The sequence below is a fragment of the Pseudomonas sp. GW822-FHT05A08 genome, assembly GCF_058800485.1.
Genome location: NZ_CM179511.1, coordinates 4205899 through 4224859, shown reverse-complemented (window position 1 = coordinate 4224859; position 18961 = coordinate 4205899). Strand labels below are relative to the sequence as shown.

Genomic DNA, 18961 nt, shown 5'->3' with positions numbered 1-18961 from the left:
CAAAAAGGACTTCGGGGTCCTTTTTTGCGTTAGCCCGCGAGGGCAGCAAAAGGCCGTTGTAGAGCTGTTCTCATATTGGCGCGCAAAAAAAACGAGGGTGGTTTCCAGGCCACCCTCGCATGGGTTTGACGTGCCAGGTTTCAGACGCTGCTCAGGACAATATCGGTGTTGAGCAGGTCGACCCCGACCAGGGTAATGGTCGTCAATTGTCCGCCGGTCTCGGCCACCGTCACGATACTGTCGGCGCCGGCGTTGTTGATCGACTGCACAGTGGCGCCCGGGTCACCAATAAGCACCACCGCATCGCGCTGGCCTGCTCCGGCATCGAAGCCGGTGACCTGGTACTGGTTCTCGGCCACCGACAGATCGATGTTGAAGGCGTCCCGCTCACCCGTGGTGCCCACCAGCCTGAAGTCGAACAGGGCGTCGGCCGGATCGTTGGCGAACAGGTTGGCGTCGAACGCGCTGGTTGCCGTATCACCATCCTTGTCCGTCACCGTCGCGTTGAACGCCAGCTGGATATCGCTGGCCAGGCTCTGGGTCTCCTGAATGAACTGGATTACCGGCACCTTGATCGTACCCTTGCCCATGGTGAGCTGGACCGCATCGATCTTGTGGGTGTCGTCCCACTCTACGGTAAAGGATTTCTGGTTTCCGGCTTCCGCGTGCAGGTCAGCGGCCAGCACCTTGGTGGGGGCCCCCGAGGTTGTGCCGTCCTCGTAGTAGATCGTGTAGTACAACTCTTCCGTGGCCGGGTCGTAGCCCTGCACCGAGTTGTCGATAAAGATCTTCATGGCCGTCAACAAGGTCTCGGGGTTGATGACGAAACTCTCGTCGCCGGCATTGATACCCGCCGTGTTGTTGCCCTCCAGGTTGTTGTTGGCGATGCCGATGCCGGAGGTGCTGACGTTCATGGCCGCGGTGCCGATGAACGAGGGCAGGGGGTTGGTCTGCAACTGGGCTTCGGTAGGGTCGGGCGCTCCGAGCCCGATGCCGGTCAGGATGCTGTTCGGACCCGTCTGCGGCGCCAGCGGGTTAGCGCCGAAGAACACCACATGCTCGCTGCCTATGGTCAGCGTGCGTACCGGGTCCGGCCCGCCGGCATCCAGCGAACCGTCGGCACTGCTGAGGACGATGGTCGAACGGAAACCTTCCTGCAGATCCAGGGCATAGGTGCCGTTGGGGTAGGCGCTCAGGGTGTAGTGGACGGTGGTGTTCGCGGTGGCCGCGTTGTTGTCGAAGTCACCGGTCAAGGTCCCGGCGAACTGGTAGGCGCCGTTGCCATCCGGTGACGGCGACTGCTCGACCAGCGTGCCAGTGCCGGTGGTGGTGGTGTTGTCCGGCCGGACCAGGGTGAACTGGCCGTTCACCAGCGAGATATCCAGGCCGGCCGCGTTCAGCCCGTCGGCGCCAGCCCCCAGGTTCCAGTAGCCTTGTTGCGCAAGGTCGGTGCCGGTGCCGATCAGGTTGCCGAAGGCGAGGGTTGGGGTGTCGTCATCGACGGTGATCACCAGTTTCTCGGGCGCGGCCGTCACCGTATCGCCGTCCTTGTCGGTGGCTTGCAGCAGCGACCCCAGGTTGAGGGTGATGTCGTTCTCGTTATTGCCTGCCGCGTGATCCAGGTGCTGGAGCAGGGTGAAGGCATAGGCCCCCACGGCATTGAGGCTGAAGGTGAACACATTGACTGCGCCCGCCTTGGCCGTCAGGGTGTCACCCGCAACGCTGTAGGCCAGCGCCACCCCGCCCGAACTCAGGGCTGGCAGGCCACTGGTATCGCTCGACAGGGCATAGCTCAGTGGCACATCGGCACCGGACTGGAAGATCCCGGTGACGCTGCCGCTGGCGACGGTGGCTTGGCCAGCCACGTCGCCCACACCACCGGCAATGCCATTGGCCAGGCCATCTTCGTCGACGGTGCCGGTCACCGCGGTTCCGTTGGCGGTTGGCGTATCGTCATCGACGGTAATCACCAGTTTCTCGGCCGCGGCGGTCACCGTGTCGCCATCCTTATCCGTGGCCCGTAGCAAGGTGCCCAGGTTGAGGGTGATGTCGTTTTCGTTATTGCCTGCGGGGTGATCCAGAGGCTTGAGCAGGGCGAAGTTGTAGGCACCCGCGGCGCTGAGGCTGAAGGTGAACACATCGACTGCGCCAGCCTTGGCGGTGAGGGTATCCCCCAGGACGCTATAGACCAGCGCCACACCGCCGGAACTCAGGGCCGGTAGGCCGCTGGTATCGCTCGACAAGGAAAAATTCAGCAGTCCATCGGCACCGGACTGGAAGATCCCTGTCACGCTGCCACTGGCGGTAGTCACCTCGCCAGCCACATCACCGACCCCGCCAGCGATGCCGTTGGCCAGGCCGTCTTCGTCGACGGTGCCGGTCACGGCGGTTCCGTTGGCGGTTGGCGTATCGTCATCGACGGTAATCACCAGTTTCTCGGCCGCGGCGGTCACTGTGTCGCCATCCTTATCCGTGGCCCGTAGCAACGAGCCCAGATTAAGGGTGATGTCGTTCTCGTTATTGCCGGCGGCGTGGTCCAGCGGCTTGAGCAGGGTGAAGCTATAGGCACCCGCGGCACTGAGGCTGAAGGTGAATACATCGACGGCGCCCGCCTTGGCGGTCAGAGTGTCGCCGGCGACGCTATACACCAGCGCCACGCCGCCCGAACTCAGGGCTGGCAGGCCGCTGGTGTCACTCAGCAGGGTATAACTCAGCGGCACGTCGGCACCGGACTGGAAGATCCCGGTCACGCTGCCACTGGCGGTAGTCGCTTCACCTGCCACATCACCGACACCACCGGCGATGCCATTGGCCAGGCCATCCTCGTCGACGGTGCCGGTCACGGCGGTTCCGGTTGCGGTTGGCGTGTCGTCATCGACGGTGATGACTAGTTTTTCGGCTGCGGCCGTCACCGTATCACCGTCCTTGTCGGTGGCCTGCAGCAGGCTACCCAGGTTGAGGGTGATGTCGTTTTCGTCGTTGCCGGATGGGTGATCCAGCGGCTTGAGCAGGGTAAAGCTATAGGCACCCGCGGCGCTGAGGCTGAAGGTGAACACATCGACTGCGCCAGCCTTGGCGGTCAGGGTGTCGCCGGCGACGCTGTACACCAGTGCTACTCCGCCGGAACTCAATGCCGGCAAGCCGCTGGTATCGCTCGACAAGCTAAAGCTCAGCGGCACATCGACGCCGGACTGGAAGATACCGGTGACGCTGCCGCTGGCGTTGGTGGCCTGGCCGGCCACATCACCGACACCACCGGCGATGCCATTGGCCAGGCCGTCTTCATCGACGGTACCGGCCACGGCGGTTCCGGCCGCTGCCGGCCCATCGTCCTCGAAGATCATCTTCGAGCCGATTTCGGCGGTCGTGGTGGAGGCCTGGCGCAGGACGAAGCCACCGATGTCGAAGTCGGCGTGGTTATTGCCCTTGGCGTCGAGGGCTGCGCCGTTCTCGATCAGGACGCGGTTGTGGTCCGCGGTGGTGGTGTACTCGATCTTGTAGCCGGCCTTGACACCGGTGACGGTTGCCACCCCGCTGGCAAAGCTGATGGCAATGCTCGGATCATTCGCCGATCCGTCGGAGTTCTCGATCACCAGCCCGGTGGCGTTGTTGATCACGCGAACATTGGTGATGGCCACCGACGTATCGTTCGCATAGCCGTTGACGAAGTTCACGCCGGCTTCGGCCGCGGTGCTGAAGGCACTGATTTTTACCACGGCGCTCTTGCCGCTTTGCAGCTGCACCACATCGAAATTGGCCGCCTTGGCATTAAACATCGCGGTGAAGTCGATATTGGCTTCGACATCGGCTTCGTTCTGGTCCTCGTTGGGAATGGTCACGTCCTGCCGGGCGCCAGTGACGAAGGTGAAACGAATGCCTTCCTGTTCCACGATCATCTGGTTGTTGGTGCCGAAGGTGGTCGGGCCTCCCGCCTGGCTGGTGTTGATGGTGTCACCGGTGTTGATGTTGACGCCTGTTGACTCGTCGGCGGGGTCCTTGCCGGTGGCAATGATCGTCGGGTCGCTGATCCGCAGGACCCCACCGTCATCGACCACCGTCGGGTTGGCCGTGGTGAACATCAGGAACAGGTTCTGTCCGGAAGGCGCATCGGCCAGGCTGAACTTCAGGTCCTGGCTGGCGCCGACGAACACCTTGTTCAGCAGGTTGAGGGCATCGTCCGGGTTACTGGCATCCGGGTGTTTGAGCGGTTGGTATTCCACAGTCCAGATCTTGCCACCCGATACCGGCGATCCGGTTTCCTCGATATAGCCGGCGAACACGATCGCACCGGCAGGGCCTCCGGCCCGGCCCAGCACGATGTTGTTATTGTCCGTATCGGTATAGAGCAGGATGCTGGTGCCATCGAGAGTATCCAGGCCGCTGTCCAGGCCATTGAGCGGCGCGCCCAGGCTGTCGGTGAACTTGATATCGGTAATGTCCGCGCCGGGCGCCGGGTTGAGGGTGAAGGCATTGCTGCCGGTGTTGCCCACGGCACCGGTGTAGCCACTCAAGGCCGCATCCGTTGCGGTACCCGCGCCAAGGGCGGTCAAGCGGGTGGCGAAGGCCGAGGGCAGGGCGGCCAGCAGAATGTCATTGTCGTCGGCGTCTCCCGCAGGGGCTGGCGTGGCCGTGGCGTTCTGCAGCCCGGTGGTTTCGTCCAGTGAGACGTTAACGCCGGTCGCTACAACGAGCGGGTCGTTCGTGAGGAGTGTGTTTTCTTGCAGGGTGGTCATGACATTCTCCAGGGCAGTTCCAGTCGTTGGGGCCGCACCCTGGCCCTCTGCTGGCAGATGCCTCAACTATGGTGATGCGCCGGAGAATGCGCATTGGCCGATACTCCCAGGCAGCCTGGGAGTTTCAGCCTACCTGGGAGGGGGACGCGGGGTGAGGCGAAGGCGCCGGTCCATTGCCTGCCCTTCAAGCCTTGTGCTGCTTGAGCGTCCGGCGCGGCAAAAAAAACGAGGGTGGTTTCCAGGCCACCCTCGTATGGGTTTGACGCGTCAGGTTTCAGACGCTGCTCAGGACAATATCGGTATTGAGCAGATCGACCCCGAGCAGGGTGATGGTCGTCAGCTGTCCGCCGGTCTCGGCAATCGTCACGATGCTGTCGTTGCCGGCATTGTTGACCGACTGCACAGTGGCGCCCGGGTCACCAATAAGCACCACCGCATCGCGCTGGCCCGGGCCGGCATCGAAGCCGCTGATCTGGTACAGGTTCTCGGCCACCGACAGGTCGATGTTGAAGGCATCCCGTTCACCCGTGGTGCCCACTAGCCTGAAGTCGAAGGCCTGGTCGCTCGGGTCGTTGGCGAACAGGTTGGCGTCGAACGCGCTGGTTGCCGAATCGCCATCCTTGTCCGTTATTGTCGCGTTGAACGCCAGCTGGATATCGCTGGCCAGGCTCTGGGTTTCCTTGATGAACTGGATCACCGGGACCTTGATCGTGCCCTTGCCCATGGTGAGCTGGACCGCGTCGATCAGGTGGCTGCCATCCCACTGGACGGTGAAGGATTTCTGGTTTCCGGCTTCCGCGTGCAGGTCGGCGGCCAGCACCTTGATGGGCGCCCCCGAGGTCGTGCCGTCCTCGTAGTAGGCCGTGTAGTACAGCTCTTCCGTGGCCGGGTCGTAGCCCTGTACCGAGTTGTCGATAAAGATCTTCATGGCCGTCAACAAGGTCTCGGGGTTGACCACGAAACTCTCGTCACCGGCATTGATGCCGGCCGTGGTGTTGCCCTCCAGGTTGTTGTTGGCGATACCGATGCCCGAGGTGCTGACGTTCATGGCCGCGGTGCCTATGTACGACGGCAGGGGATTGGTCTGCAACTGCCCTTCGGTAGGGTCGGGCGCCCCGAGCCCGATACCGGTCAGGATGCTGTTCGGGCCGGTCTGCGGCGCCAGCGGGTTAGCGCCGAAGAACACCACATGTTCGGTGCCTATCGTCAGCGTGCGTACCGGGTCCGGCCCGCCGGCATCCAGCGAACCGTCGGCACTGCTGAGGACGACGATCGAACGGAAGCCTTCCTGCAGGTCCAGGGCATAGGTGCCATTGGCGTTGGCGGTCAGCGTGTAGTGCACGGTGGTGTTCGCCGTGGCCGCGTTGTTGTCGAAGTCACCGGTCAGGGTCCCGGCGAACTGGTAGGCGCCGTTGCCATCCGGTGACGGCGACTGCTCGACCAGTGTGCCAGTGCCGGTAGTGGTGGTGTTGTCCGGCCGGACCAGGGTGAACTGGCCGTTCACCAGCGAGATATCCAGGCCGGCCGCGTTCAGCCCGTCGGCGCCAGCCCCCAGGTTCCAGTAGCCTTGTTGCGCCAATTGGGTCCCGGTGCCGATCAGGTTGCCGAAGGCGAGGGTCGGTCCATCGTCCTCGAAGATCATCTGCGAGCCGATTTCGGCGGTGGTGGTGGAGGCCTGGCGCAAGGTGAAGCCACCGATATCGAAGTCGGCGTGGGTGTTGCCCTTGGCGTTCAGGGCGGCGCCGTTCTCGATCAGGACGCGGTTGTGGTCCGCGGCCGTGGTGTATTCGATCTGGTAGCCGGCCTTGATGCCGGTGACGGTGGCCACGCCGCTGGCAAAGCTGATGAGGATGCTCGTGTCATTCACCGAGCCGTCCGAGTTTTCGATCACTTGTCCCGTGGCGATGTTGATCACGCGAACATTGGTAATGGCCACTGACGTATCGTTCGCATAGCCATTGACGAAACTCGCGCCACTTTCAACCGCGGTGTTGAAGGCACTGATCCTGACCACCGCACTCTTGCCGCCTTGCAGTTGCACGATATCGAAATTGGCCGCCTTGGCATTGAACATCGCGGTGAAGTCGATGTTGGCTTCGATATCGGCTTCATTCTGATCCAGGTTGGGAATGGTTACGTCCTGCCGGGCGCCCGTGACGAAGGTGAAGCGAATGCCTTCCTGTTCCGTGATCATCTGGCTGTTGGTGCCGAAGGTGGTCGGGCCACCCGCCTGGCTGGTGTTGATGGTGTCGCCGGTGTTGATGCTGGCGCCCGATGACTGGTCGGCGGGGTCCTTGCCGGTGGCGATGATCGTCGGGTCGCTGATCCGCAAGACGCCGCCGTCATCGACCACCGTCGGATTGGCCTTGGTGAACATCAGGAACAGGTTCTGCCCGGAGGGGGCATTGGCCAGGCTGAACGTCAGGTCCTGGCTGGCGCCGATAAACACCTTGTCCAGCAGGTTGAGGGCATCGTCCGGGTTACTGGCATCCGGGTGCTTGAGCGGTTGATATTCCACGGTCCAGATCTTGCCGCCCGACAGCGGCGACCCGGTTTCCTCGATATAGGCGGCGAACACGATCGCGCCGGCAGGGCCTCCGGCCCGGCCCAGCAGGATGTTGTTATTGGTATCGGTATACAGAAGGATGTCGATGCCATCGAGGGTATCCAGCCCGCTGTCCAGGCCATCGAGCGGTGCGCCCAGGCTGTCGGTGAAGCTGATATCGACATTGATCGCACCGGGCGCCAGGTTGAGGGTGAAGGCATTGCTGCCGGTGTCGCCCACGGCGCCGGTGTAGCCGCTCAGGGCGGCGTCCGTCGCGGTACCCGCGCCAAGGGCGGTCAGCCGGGTGGCGAAGGCCGAGGGCAGGGCGGCCAGCAGGATGTCATTGTCGTCGGCGTCCCCCGCGGGGGATGGCGTGGCCGTGGCGTTCTGCAACCCGCTGGTTTCGTCCAGCGCAACGTTGGCACCGGTCGCTACCACGAGCGGAGCGCCATCCGCCAGGGCGGTGAGGGTCAGTGTGTCGTTGCTGGGAAAGGCGGGGTACAGATCGGTAGAGGTATCGGCGGTCAGGTCGGTGGTGGGGGATTGGGGTGTGGTCATGGCAGGCTCCTCGGCGGTTCTAGTTGTGGGGGTCGCACCTGGGCCCCTCTGCTGGCAGATGTCACAACTATGGGGATGCGCCGCAGGTTGCGCATTGGCCGATACTCCCAGGCGGCCTGGGAGTTTCAGCCTATTGGGGCGGGGAAACGGGATGAGGCGAAGGCGTCGGTCTATTGCGTGCCTTTCACGCCTTGCACGGCTTGAGCGTTCGGCACGGCAAAAAAACGAGGGCGGTTTCCAGGCCGCCCTCGCTTGGGTTTGCCGTGCCAGGTTTCAGACGCCGCTCAGGACAATGTCGGTATTGAGCAGATCGACCCCGAGCAGGGTGATGGTCGTCAGCTGTCCGCCGGTCTCGGCAATCGTCACGATGCTGTCGTTGCTGGCATTGTTGATCGACTGCACAGTGGCGCCCGCGTCACCAATGAGCACCACCGCATCCCGTTGGCCTGCGCCTGCATCGAAGCCAGTGACCTGGTACAGGTTCTCGGCCACCGACAGATCGATGTTGAAGGCATCCCGCTCACCCGTGGTACCCACCAGCCTGAAGTCGAAGGCCTGGTCGCTCGGGTCGTTGGCGAACAGGTTGGCGTCGAACGCGCTGGTTGCGGTGTCGCCATCCTTGTCCGTCGTCGTGGCGTTGAACGACAGCTGGATATCGCTGGCCAGGTTCTGGGTCTCCTGAATGAACTGGATCACCGGGATCTTGATCGTACCTTTGCCCATGGTGAGCTGGACCGCATCGATCAGGTGGGAGTCGTCCCACTCCAGGAGGAAGGACTTCTGTCCTCCCGCCTCCGCGTGCAGGTCCGCAGCCAGCACCTTGATGGGGGCGCCCGAGGTCGTGCCGTTGTCGTAGTAGATTGTGTAGTACAGCTCTTCGGTGGCCGGGTCGTAGCCCTGTACCGAGTTGTCGATATAGACCTTCATGGCCGTCAGCAGCGTCTCGGGGTTGATCACGAAACTCTCGTCACCGGCGTTGATGCCCGCCGTGGTGTTGCCCTCCAGATTGTTGTTGGCGATACCGATGCCGGAGGTGCTGACGTTCATGGCCGCCGAGCCGATGTAGGACGGCAGGGGATTGGTCTGCAACTGCGCTTCGGTAGGGTCGGGCGCGCCAAGCCCGATGCCGGTGAGGATGCTGTTCGGACCGGTCTGCGGAGCCAGCGGGTTGGCACCGAAGAACACTACATGCTCGGTGCCGATGGTCAGCGTGCGTACCGGGTCCGGACCACCGGCATCCAGCGAGCCGTCGGCACTGCTGAGGACCACGGTCGAGCGAAAGCCTTCCTGCAGGTCCAGGGCGTAGGTGCCGTTGGCGTTGGCGGTCAGGGTGTAATGGACGGTGGTGTTGGCCGTGGCTGCGTTGTTGTCGAAGTCACCGGTCAGGGTGCCGGCGAACTGATAGGCGCCATTGCCATCCGGTGAAGGCGACTGCTCGACCAGCGTACCGGTGCCGGTGGTGGTCGTATCGTCCGGCCGGACCAGGGTGAACTGGCCGTTCACCAGGGAAATATCCAGGCCGGCCGCCCCTAGTCCGTCGGCACCGGACCCGATGCTCCAGTAACCTTGTTGCGCATGGTCGGTACCGGTGCCGATCAGGTTGCCGAAGGCCAGGGTCGGGGTGTCGTCATCAACGGTGATCACCAGCTTGTCGGCCGCGGCGGTCACTGTGTCGCCATCCTTGTCGGTGGCCTGCAATAGTGTGCCGAGGTTGAGGGTAAGGTCGTTCTCGTCATTGCCGGCCGCGTGATCCAGAGGCTTGAGCAGGGTGAAGGTGTAGGCGCCCGCTACCGTCAGGCTGAGGGTGAACACATCCGTCACGCCGGCCTTGGCGGTCAGGGTATTGTCCAGGACGCTGTAGGTCAGTGCCACCCCGCCGGAGCTCAGGGCTGGCAAGCCGCTGGTGTTGCTCGACAGGGAATAGCTCAGCGGTACGTCGGCTCCGGACTGGAAGATCCCGCTCACGCTGCCGCTGGCAATAGCCGCCTCGCCTGCGACGTCACCGACGCCCCCGGCAATACCATTGGCCAGGCCGTCCTCGTCGACAGTATTTGCCTCTGCGGTTCCATTCGCTGTGGGCGTGTCGTCATCGACGGTGATCACCAGCTTCTCGGCCGCGGCCGTCACCGTGTCGCCATCTTTATCCGTGGCTTGCAACAGCGTGCCGAGGTTGAGGGTGATGTCGTTTTCGTTATTGCCTGCGGGGTGATCCAGCGGCTTGAGCAGGTTGAAGCTGTAGGCACCCGCTGTGCTGAGGCTGAAGGTGAATACATCGACGGCGCCGGCCTTGGCGGTCAGGGTGTCGCCGGCGACGCTATAGACCAATGCCACTGCGCCGGAAGTCAGGGCCGGCAGGCCGCTGGTATTACTCGACAGGGAATAGGTCAGTGGCACGTCGGCCCCGGACTGGAAGATCCCGGTGACGCTGCCGCTGGCCGTCGTTGCTTCGCCCGCCACATCACCGACCCCGCCAGCGATACCACTGGCCAGGCCGTCTTCATCGACGGTGCCGGTCACGGCGGTCCCGGTTGCGGTGGGCGTATCGTCATCGACGATGATCACCAGCTTCTCGGCCGCGGCCGTTACCGCGTCACCGTCCTTGTCGGTGGCCCGCAACAACGAACCCAGGTTGATCGTGATGTCGTTCTCGTTATTGCCGGCCGCGTGATCCAGAGGCTTGAGCAGGGTGAAGCTGTAGGCACCGGCGGCGCTGAGGCTGAAGGTGAACACATCGACGGCGCCGGCCTTGGCGGTGAGGGTGTCCCCGGCAACGCTGTACACCAGTGCCACTCCGCCAGACGTCAGGGCTGGCAGACCGCTGGTATCGCTCAACAGGGTATAACTCAGCGGCACGTCGGCCCCGGACTGGAAGATACCGGTGACGCTGCCGCTGGCATTGGTGGCCTGACCCGCCACATCCCCGACACCACCGGCGATGCCATTGGCCAGGCCGTCCTCGTCGACGGTGCCGGTCACGGCGGTCCCGGTCGCTGTGGGGGTATCGTCATCGACGGTGATCACCAGTTTCTCGGCCGCCGCGGTGACCGTATCGCCGTCCTTGTCGGTGGCCCGCAACAACGAGCCCAGGTTGATCGTGATGTCGTTCTCGTCGTTGCCGGCGGCGTGATCCAGGTGCTGCAGCAGGGTAAAGCTGTAGGCGCCCGCGGCGCTGAGGCTGAAGGTGAACACATCGACCGCGCCGGCCTTGGCCGTCAGGGTATTGCCCACCACGCTGTAGACCAGCGCCACCCCGCCCGAGCTCAATGCCGGCAGGCCGCTGGTATCGCTCGCCAAGGCATAGCTCAGCGGTACATCGACACCGGACTGGAAGATACCGCTGACGCTGCCGCTGGCCACGGTGGCCTCGCCGGCCACGTCACCGACACCGCCGGCCACACCGCTGGCCAGGCCGTCCTCGTCGACGGTGTCCGCCACGGCGGTTCCGGCCGCTGCCGGACCATCGTCCTCGAAGAGCATATGCGAGCCGATTTCGGCGGTGGTGGTGGAGGCTTGGCGCAGGGTGAAGCCACCGATATCGAAGTCGGCGTGGGTATTGCCCTTGGCGTCCAGGGCGGCGCCGTTCTCGATCAGTACGCGGTTGTGGTCCGAGGTGGTGGTGTATTCGATCTTGTAGCCGGCCTTGATGCCGGTGACGGTGGCCACGCCGCTGGCAAAGCTGATGAGGATGCTCGTGTCATTCACCGAGCCGTCCGAGTTTTCGATCACTTGTCCCGTGGCGTTGTTGATCACACGAACATTGGTGATGGCCACCGACGTATCGTTCGCATAGCCATTGACGAAACTCGCGCCACTTTCAACCGCGGTGTTGAAGGCACTGATCTTGACTACCGCACTCTTGCCGCTTTGCAGCTGCACGATATCGAAATTGGCCGCCTTGGCATTAAACATCGCGGTGAAGTCGATGTTGGCTTCGACATCGGCTTCGTTCTGATCCAGGTTGGGAATGGTCATGTCCTGCCGGGCGCCGGTGACGAAGGTAAAACGAATGCCTTCCTGTTCCGTGATCATCTGGCTGTTGGTGCCGAAGGTGGTCGGGCCACCGGCCTGGCTGGTGTTGATGGTGTCGCCGGTGCTGATGTTGACGCCCGATGACTGGTCGGCGGGGTCCTTGCCGGTGGCGATGATCGTTGGGTCGCTGATCCGCAATACACCGCCGTCGTCGACCACCGTCGGGCTGGCCTTGGTGAACATCAGGAACAGGTTCTGCCCGGACGGCGCATTGGCCAGGCTGAACGTCAGGTCCTGGCTGGCGCCGATGAATACTTTATTCAGCAGATTGAGGGCATCGTCCGGGTTGTTGGCGTCCGGATGCTTGAGAGGCTGGTATTCCACGGTCCAGATCTTGCCGCCCGACAGCGGCGACCCGGTTTCCTCGATATAGGCGGCGAACACGATCGCGCCGGCAGGGCCTCCGGCCCGGCCCAGCAGGATGTTGTTATTGGTATCGGTATACAGAAGGATGTCGATGCCATCGAGGGTATCCAGCCCGCTGTCCAGGCCATTGAGCGCCGTGCCCAGGCTGTCGGTGAAGCTGATATCGACATTGATCGCACCAGGCGCCAGGTTGAGGGTGAAGGCATTGCTGCCGGTGTCGCCCACGGCACCGGTGTAGCCACTCAAGGCCGCGTCTGTTGCGGTACCGGCCCCGAGGGCGGTCAAGCGGGTGGCGAAGGTCGAGGGCAGGGAGGTCAGCAGGATGTCATTGTCGTCGGCATCCCCCGTTGGGCTGGCCGTGGCCGTGGCGTTCTGCAACCCGCTGGTTTCGTCCAGGGCAACGTTGGTGCCGGTCGCTCCCACGAGTGGAGCACCATCCGCCAGGGCGGTGAGGGTCAGTGTGTCGTCGCTGGGGAAGACGGGGTACAGATCGGTAGAGGTATCAGCGGTCAGGTCGGTGGTGGGGGATTGGGGGGTGGTCATAACAGGCTCCTCGGCGCTTCTAGTTGTGGAGGCCGCACTTGGGCCCCTCTGCTGGCAGATGTCACAACTATGGGGATGCGCAGGAGGTTGCGCATTGGCCGATACTCCCAGGCGGCCTGGGAGTTTCAGCCTATGCGGCAGGAGAAACGCGAAAGCGCTGGCGCCTTACCTGTCCTCGGCGAATGCTTCCTCGATGAAGGCCTCCAGCTCCGCCTCCTCAAGCAGCTCGATGGAGAAATGCCCGAAGCGTTTCGGTAGCCAGAGGATGCGTGTGCCGCTGGGGGAGTGGAGGTTGTCGCGCGACAGAGGGTTGCCGTTCTCGTCTTCCGGCTGCACTCCCGCGGCCATCAACTCGTCGTAGGCGGCCTCGATGTCCGGAGTGCTATAGCAGTGACGGTAGATCGTGCCTTCGCCGTTGCTGTCCATCAGCGCCTTGAGATTGCCGGCAAAGGGTTGCACCAGCATCAGGCGCTCCGTGCCAAACATGACGATCGCATAACGCACATGCAGGCCGTCGCGCTGCCAATCCAGGGTCCTGGAAATCCTTGCGCTGAAGACCCGGGCGTAATACGCACACGCTTGCTCGAGGTCTTTGACGAGCACATCCACGTGGCTGAACTTTAATTTCAATGGTTTCTCCTGACGAAAAAGGCAGCAGGGTGCTGCACCGATTTTGAGAATCCTCTGATTCATCCCTTGCAGTGGCCCTGTGTAGAGTGCCGCCCCTACGCCGATTCCCACCAAGGGAAGCTGCAACGCCACTCTGAGCTCGTATCGAGGGGAAACATTTTTGAAAATGCTACGACAGGCGGGACTGCTTGCATTGGCTCTGGGCTGCATCATGGGAGCTTCCGCCTACGCAGCGGATTATTGCGGCAGGCCTGAGTATGGCTCACCGAGTAATCCGTCGATCATTGCCAATCTTCCCACCATTACAACTTTGAAGTACGCCCCCATGGGCGGGGTAATGGCTTCCTACGACGTAGCGGTCGGACGCCGTTCTGGAGGGTGGGCATGGTGCAGTGAGTCTCAATGGGGATTGACCGGAGTTGTTACCAGCCTTGTATCAAGAGGCAGTCCAGGACTTTACGACTCTGGTGTGCCTGGGGTCGGCATTCGTATTGGGCACCTTGCCACCACTGCCTGGAGCACCCCCTCTTATCCACCTTTTACCTATACGGGATTAACTGGGGGCATCCTCTATTTTTTCGATAGAGTGAGAATAGATTTTGTGCGTACAGGTATAGGTGTCGGAAAGGGAGATATGCCTTCTTTCAACTACAAGACAAGTTTTTTTATTGACACCAACTACACCACTCCGGCACGAGCGGTTTATGCCATCGAAGGCACGGGCCTTAAGACCAAGTTTGAACATAATGCCTTCTTCACCACTTGCTACACCCCCAAGAGCAGTACCGAGGTCAATATGGGGCGTCCCGCAGCAGAGCAAGTCAAGCGCGGATCGGTCCAGGACCATCCCTTCGCCCTGGATGTCGTTTGCGAAGGTCTCAATCCCACGGTCAAGCCACCGGTGAAGGTCTATTTCGAGGGGAACTCCGTTCGTGATGGCTTGTTGAATCTGAACGGTTCCGGACAATCTGGCGTCGCCAAAGGCGTTGCCATCTCGCTGACCAGCGACAAAAACGTGGCACTCCCATTCAGCAAAGCCAAGGCGGTGGCCCTGGATTGGCAAGCCAGCGGCCCTGGCAACGAGATGTACCGCTTTGCCGCAAAGGCACGCTACGTCACCACGGGCACGGAAGTCGCCGCTGGCAAGGCCGATGCGACGCTGACCTATGTACTGGAATACAACTGATCGTGTTTCCCGCCCTGGGATGCAGAAAAAAGCCACTCGATCAGTGGCTTTTTTTGTGCCTATCAGCCGCGTTGCCGCAGCGCATCGACTCAGAGTTTCGGCAGCTGGCCGATGCGGCCGAACATCTCGGTGACGATCTGCAGGTCCAGCTGGAACTGCTCGACGGTCTTGAACTCGTTGTCGTTGTGGCCGGTGTACTTGACCTCGGGACGGGCCAGGCCGAATTGCACGCCGTTGGGCAGTTCATGCACCGAGGTGGCGCCGGCGGAGGTGCCGAACTCGTGCTTCATGCCAAGGTTTTCGCTGGCCACCGCCAGCAGCGCCTTGACCCATTCACCCTCGGGGTTGCGGTACATCGGCTCGGCGATCGAATAGTCGAAGTTCACCGCGACCTGGTTCTGCTTGCTCCAGGCGGCCAGCTTGTCGGCAATTTCCTTTTTCAACACCTCCGGGGTCTTGCCCTTGGGCACGCGCAGGTTGACCGCCAGCTTGAAGGCTTTTTCGTCCTGGCCGACATAGGTCAGGGAGGTGGTCAGCGGGCCCATGAAGTCATCGGCGAAACCGACCCCCAGCGTGTTGCCCAGGTAGTCCAGGCCCCAGTTGTCGGCGGCATAACGCGCCGCGTCGGTGATCGGGTTGTGCTTGAGCGCGACCTTGCCATCGAGGCCGTTGATGAAGTCGAGCATGCGCGCCACCGGGTTGACCCCGGACTCGGGCTCGGAGGAGTGGGCGGACACGCCGGTGACCGTCAGCTTGACGTCCTTGCCTGCGACCTTGGCGGCCACGCTGAAGTCGCCGCCATGGGCCTTGGCGTATTCGGCGCCGGCCTTCTGCAGGCTGGCGGCCAGTTCCGCGGGTTGGTCGGTCACCAGGGTGGCGACCGAGGCGCCCGGGATCTGGTTGGTGGCCAGGCCGCCGGTCATCGAGACGATCTCCGCGCCTTTGCCCTCGGCGGCACGCCGCGGGAAGCTGGCCATGACGGTGCCGTAGCCTTTCTCGGCGATCACCACCGGGTAGCCGCCGTCCAGCGCCAGGTTGTAGTTGGGTGTCGGGTTGCGTTCGAAGTAGTAGGGAATCGCGTCGCCGCTGGTTTCCTCGGTGGTGTCCACCAGCAGCTTGAAGTTGCGCACCAGGGGCAGCTTCTCTTCCTTGATGATTTTCATGGCGTACAGGGCCACGACTATGCCGTTCTTGTCGTCCTCGGTGCCGCGGCCGTACATGCGGTCGCCGACCAGGGTGACCTTGAACGGGTCGAGCCTGGTGCCGTCCTGCAGCACCCAGTTCTCCGGCGTCACCGGCACCACGTCGGCATGGGCGTGGATGCCCACCACTTCTTTGCCGCTGCCTTCCAAGGAGATCTCGTAGACACGGTTATCGATGTTGCGGAAGTTCAGGTCGAAGGCCTGGGCCAGGGCCTTGATTTTGTCGGCGATCTTGAGGAACTCGGGGTTCTCGTGCTGCGGCACGCCATCGACGCGCACGGTGGGGATCGCCACCAGCTCGCGCAGGGTCTCAGTGGCGGCCTTGCCGTACTTCACCCGCGCATACAGGCCGAGCAGGCGATGGATCTCGTTCTGCTGCTCGGCGGAAAGCGTCTTGTTGTCGAGGAAGGCATTGATGGCCGGGCCGAGGTTGGCTTCTTTGACCACCTCGCTCTTGGCCGCCTCATTTTTGCTCAAGGTGCCGAGGAACTGGCGGAAATCCGTGACCGAGGCATCGGCGAAGCGCTTGAGGATCGCCGCGTTCTGCTGCGGGGTGATGTTGGCGTGGGCGGTGGTGGTGAAGGCTGACAGGCTGGCCAGCACCAGGGTGGCCGCGGCCAGTTGCTTGAGGGAGAAATCCATTGCGGGAGGCGTTCCTTGCAGATTGTTAGGAAATATCTGGCCTCCCAACCTAACACCACAAGGGAAGGGTACGGGAGCCCCCGAAGTGGGATCTGTCGCACAGAAATGCAAAAGCGGCGCAGAAACGAAAAAAAACGGCCCCGGGGCGCCTGGCAGATCGGCTGCTTTTTAGCCGGCACGCAAGGCTCAAACTCGAGGCTTGGCGGCCGTTTTTTTAAGGCCGCGCCCTGGCCGATATTTTCTGCCCCTGTGGGCCTGCGGGGCAGTAGAATCCCGTCGCCCGGTAACGCCTGCGAGGTTGACACGGCAGGCCACGGCGGCGTTGTTGGCGCTGGCGTCCGGGCAGGTTTCTTGGTGTGGGCAGTGCCGGGTTTCTCCGGTGATTTACACTGAAACCGCATTGGGTCGGGTAAGACAGGCGAGGGCGTATGGCGGTTGAACGACGGGATTTCAGTGGCGGCATGAAGGGCAAGAACCTGCGTTACCTGGAAGAGGCGCGGGTGGCGCCCGCGGCCCATGCGCGGGCGGGCTTCCTGCTGCTCGAGCACTTCTCGTTGCCGGCCTTCACCCAGGCTCTGGATACCATCGTCACCGCCAACCTGCTGCGTCCCGCCTTGTTCTCATCAACGACCTTTGGCTTGCAGGACGGTGAGGTCACCAGCGATCTCGGGCTGGTGATCCGCCCCGATGCGCGCCTGACCGCGGCGGCGCTCAAGGACCTCGACCTGCTGGTGATCTGCGGCGGCTATCGCACGGAGCTCAAGGCCGATACCCAGTTGAGCAGCCTGCTGAAAACCGCCGCCGAACTGGGCATCGCCCTGGCCGGGTTGTGGAACGGGGCCTGGTTCCTCGGCGTCGCGGGGCTGCTCGAAGGCTACCGCTGTGCGATCCACCCGGAGCATCGTCCCGCGCTGGCGGAGATTTCCAAGGTCACCCATGTCACCAGCGAGGCCTTTGTGGTGGACCGCGACCGGCTCACGGCGTCCAGTCCCGCCGGCGCCTTCCATATGGCCCTGGAGTGGATCAAGGGGTTGCACGGCAAGGCGCTGGTCGAGGGCATCGAGGACATCCTGTCGTTCGAGGAGTCCCGCTACCGGCGCATCAAGCCGACGATGCATGTGTCGTTGAGCGCGCCCTTGCGCGAGGTGGTCAATCTGATGGACGCCAACCTCGAGGAACCGCTGCAAATGGACCAGCTGGCGGAGTATGCCGGGCGTTCCCGGCGGCAGATCGAGCGCTTGTTCAAGGAGCAGCTGGGCACCACCCCGCAGCGCTATTACCTGGAATTGCGCATCACCGAAGCGCGTCGATTGCTGCAGCACACCGAACTGTCCCAGGTCGAGGTGCTGGTGGCCTGCGGCTTCGTCTCACCGAGCCATTTCAGCAAGTGCTACAGCTCGTATTTCGGCTATCGGCCATCGAAGGAAAAACGCCTGGTGAAATGATCGCGGGCGTCAGTATCTATCAGCTTTCGAGCCACCAATATAAAAGTGTTTCATCCTCGTCATCATCCAGGTTTTTATAGATGTTGGAGTAGTACCACTGAATCCCTGTTCTATCTCGGAACCTGTTAAAGAGGTCGTTGATCTTCTCCAGCCGATTGCGCGCCGGAACCGCGAATGACAGGTTTCCCTCAAATACACCGTCCAGTGTTCCACCCAGCTCACAAGCTACACCGTTTTCCAGCCAGGCTATTTCTTCTTGAGGAATAGCGTCCGCATAGATCTGGATGCAGAAATTTCCTCCTCGTTTCAGGACGACGGCAGGTGCTTCTCTGTCTTTGATTGAAACAATGTCTCCCCGTGCCAGATTCAGCGCGATGCCAGGAGAGGAGAGCAGCTCGTAAGTATCTTGGTCAATCTTGCGAGCAGGCAGCTCTTCAAAAAAAGGGCCGTCATCATCTGTGACATAAACTTGAATCAGAACAGGTGCTTCTTTATCGCTCATACACTACTCCGTAGCTGTTCTGCTCAATGCATGCATCCATGTTGATAGGGAATGAAGCTTCTGGCACCAAGTGGAGTTGAATTTGTAGGGGAGATATTTAAATCAATATTGTTCATTAGCGATGTGCTCGTGAGAGGCCGACTGACTCAGGGTCATCGATTTTTTGAAATCACACTGTTCATGTATTGATTCAAATCGCGCAGGTCCTGAATGCTCCAGGCGTGCGGCGGTATCTTTACACCATTCTCTCGCAAGGTTCTTGGAATCAGGTCGCCGTTTGGGCGAAGTATGATCGATGACACGATAACGCCCGGATAATCGTTGAGCCGTTTCTTGAAAACGGGTGTTGTAAGGTCAGGTGTTGGAGGATTGCTTTTATTGGCGAGTGCTCCGGTTCCTTTGATATCGGCTCCGTGGCACACGGCACATCGCTGCGAATAGAGGTTTTTCCCATTGTTATCCGCGAAGGACAGTGATGTTTGAGTGAGCGATAGAACGCCTAGCGAAGCGATGAGCAATACCTTTACTTTCATTTTCCATACGTCCTTGTCGTGTCAATCAGTCTGAATCGAGGGCAAAC

The 18961-nt window shown here is 61.9% G+C and carries 9 protein-coding genes; 2 read left to right on the top strand and 7 right to left on the bottom strand.

Features of this window, described 5'->3' with window-relative positions; genetic code table 11:
- Positions 1-140 precede the first annotated feature (140 nt).
- From AC3RCP_RS19040 to AC3RCP_RS19025, 4 genes are all read right to left on the bottom strand, one after another.
- A complete protein-coding gene (locus AC3RCP_RS19040) occupies positions 141-4733 on the bottom strand; it encodes a T1SS-143 repeat domain-containing protein (RefSeq protein WP_492571115.1) in 4593 nt (1530 codons plus the stop codon).
- Between the two features lie 274 nt (positions 4734-5007).
- Positions 5008-7836, bottom strand: a complete 2829-nt coding sequence (locus AC3RCP_RS19035) for a DUF5801 repeats-in-toxin domain-containing protein (RefSeq protein WP_492571116.1) — start codon at positions 7834-7836, stop codon at positions 5008-5010.
- Positions 7837-8109: 273 nt separating this feature from the next.
- Complete coding sequence (locus AC3RCP_RS19030; RefSeq protein ID WP_492571117.1) at positions 8110-12774, bottom strand: T1SS-143 repeat domain-containing protein; 4665 nt, start codon at positions 12772-12774, stop codon at positions 8110-8112.
- A gap of 165 nt (positions 12775-12939) precedes the next feature.
- Positions 12940-13404: a VOC family protein gene (locus tag AC3RCP_RS19025; protein ID WP_492571118.1), complete on the bottom strand. Its 465-nt coding sequence runs from the start codon at positions 13402-13404 to the stop codon at positions 12940-12942.
- A 166-nt stretch (positions 13405-13570) separates the two neighbouring features.
- Here AC3RCP_RS19025 and AC3RCP_RS19020 point away from each other — a divergent pair, with 166 nt between their 5' ends.
- Entirely contained in the window at positions 13571-14590 is a 1020-nt protein-coding gene (locus AC3RCP_RS19020; RefSeq protein WP_492571363.1) for a fimbrial protein, read from the top strand.
- Positions 14591-14679: 89 nt separating this feature from the next.
- Here AC3RCP_RS19020 and AC3RCP_RS19015 read toward each other — a convergent pair whose 3' ends face one another.
- Positions 14680-16434, bottom strand: a complete 1755-nt coding sequence (locus AC3RCP_RS19015) for a dipeptidase (RefSeq protein WP_492571119.1) — start codon at positions 16432-16434, stop codon at positions 14680-14682.
- Positions 16435-16862: 428 nt separating this feature from the next.
- On the opposite strand from AC3RCP_RS19015, the gene AC3RCP_RS19010 reads away from it, so the two are divergent.
- Positions 16863-17879 (top strand): GlxA family transcriptional regulator, encoded by a 1017-nt coding sequence (locus tag AC3RCP_RS19010; protein WP_492571120.1) that lies wholly within the window; start codon positions 16863-16865, stop codon positions 17877-17879.
- A 19-nt stretch (positions 17880-17898) separates the two neighbouring features.
- Here the strand turns inward: AC3RCP_RS19010 and AC3RCP_RS19005 are convergent, their stop codons facing one another.
- Both AC3RCP_RS19005 and AC3RCP_RS19000 read right to left on the bottom strand, forming a co-directional pair.
- The gene (locus AC3RCP_RS19005; protein WP_492571121.1) at positions 17899-18381 is read right to left on the bottom strand and encodes a DUF4265 domain-containing protein; all 483 of its coding nucleotides are present in this window, start codon (positions 18379-18381) and stop codon (positions 17899-17901) included.
- 152 nt (positions 18382-18533) lie between these two features.
- Positions 18534-18914 carry a c-type cytochrome gene (locus tag AC3RCP_RS19000; protein WP_101338292.1) on the bottom strand — a complete coding sequence of 127 codons (381 nt, stop codon included), beginning with the start codon at positions 18912-18914 and terminating at the stop codon, positions 18534-18536.
- Positions 18915-18961 lie beyond the last annotated feature (47 nt).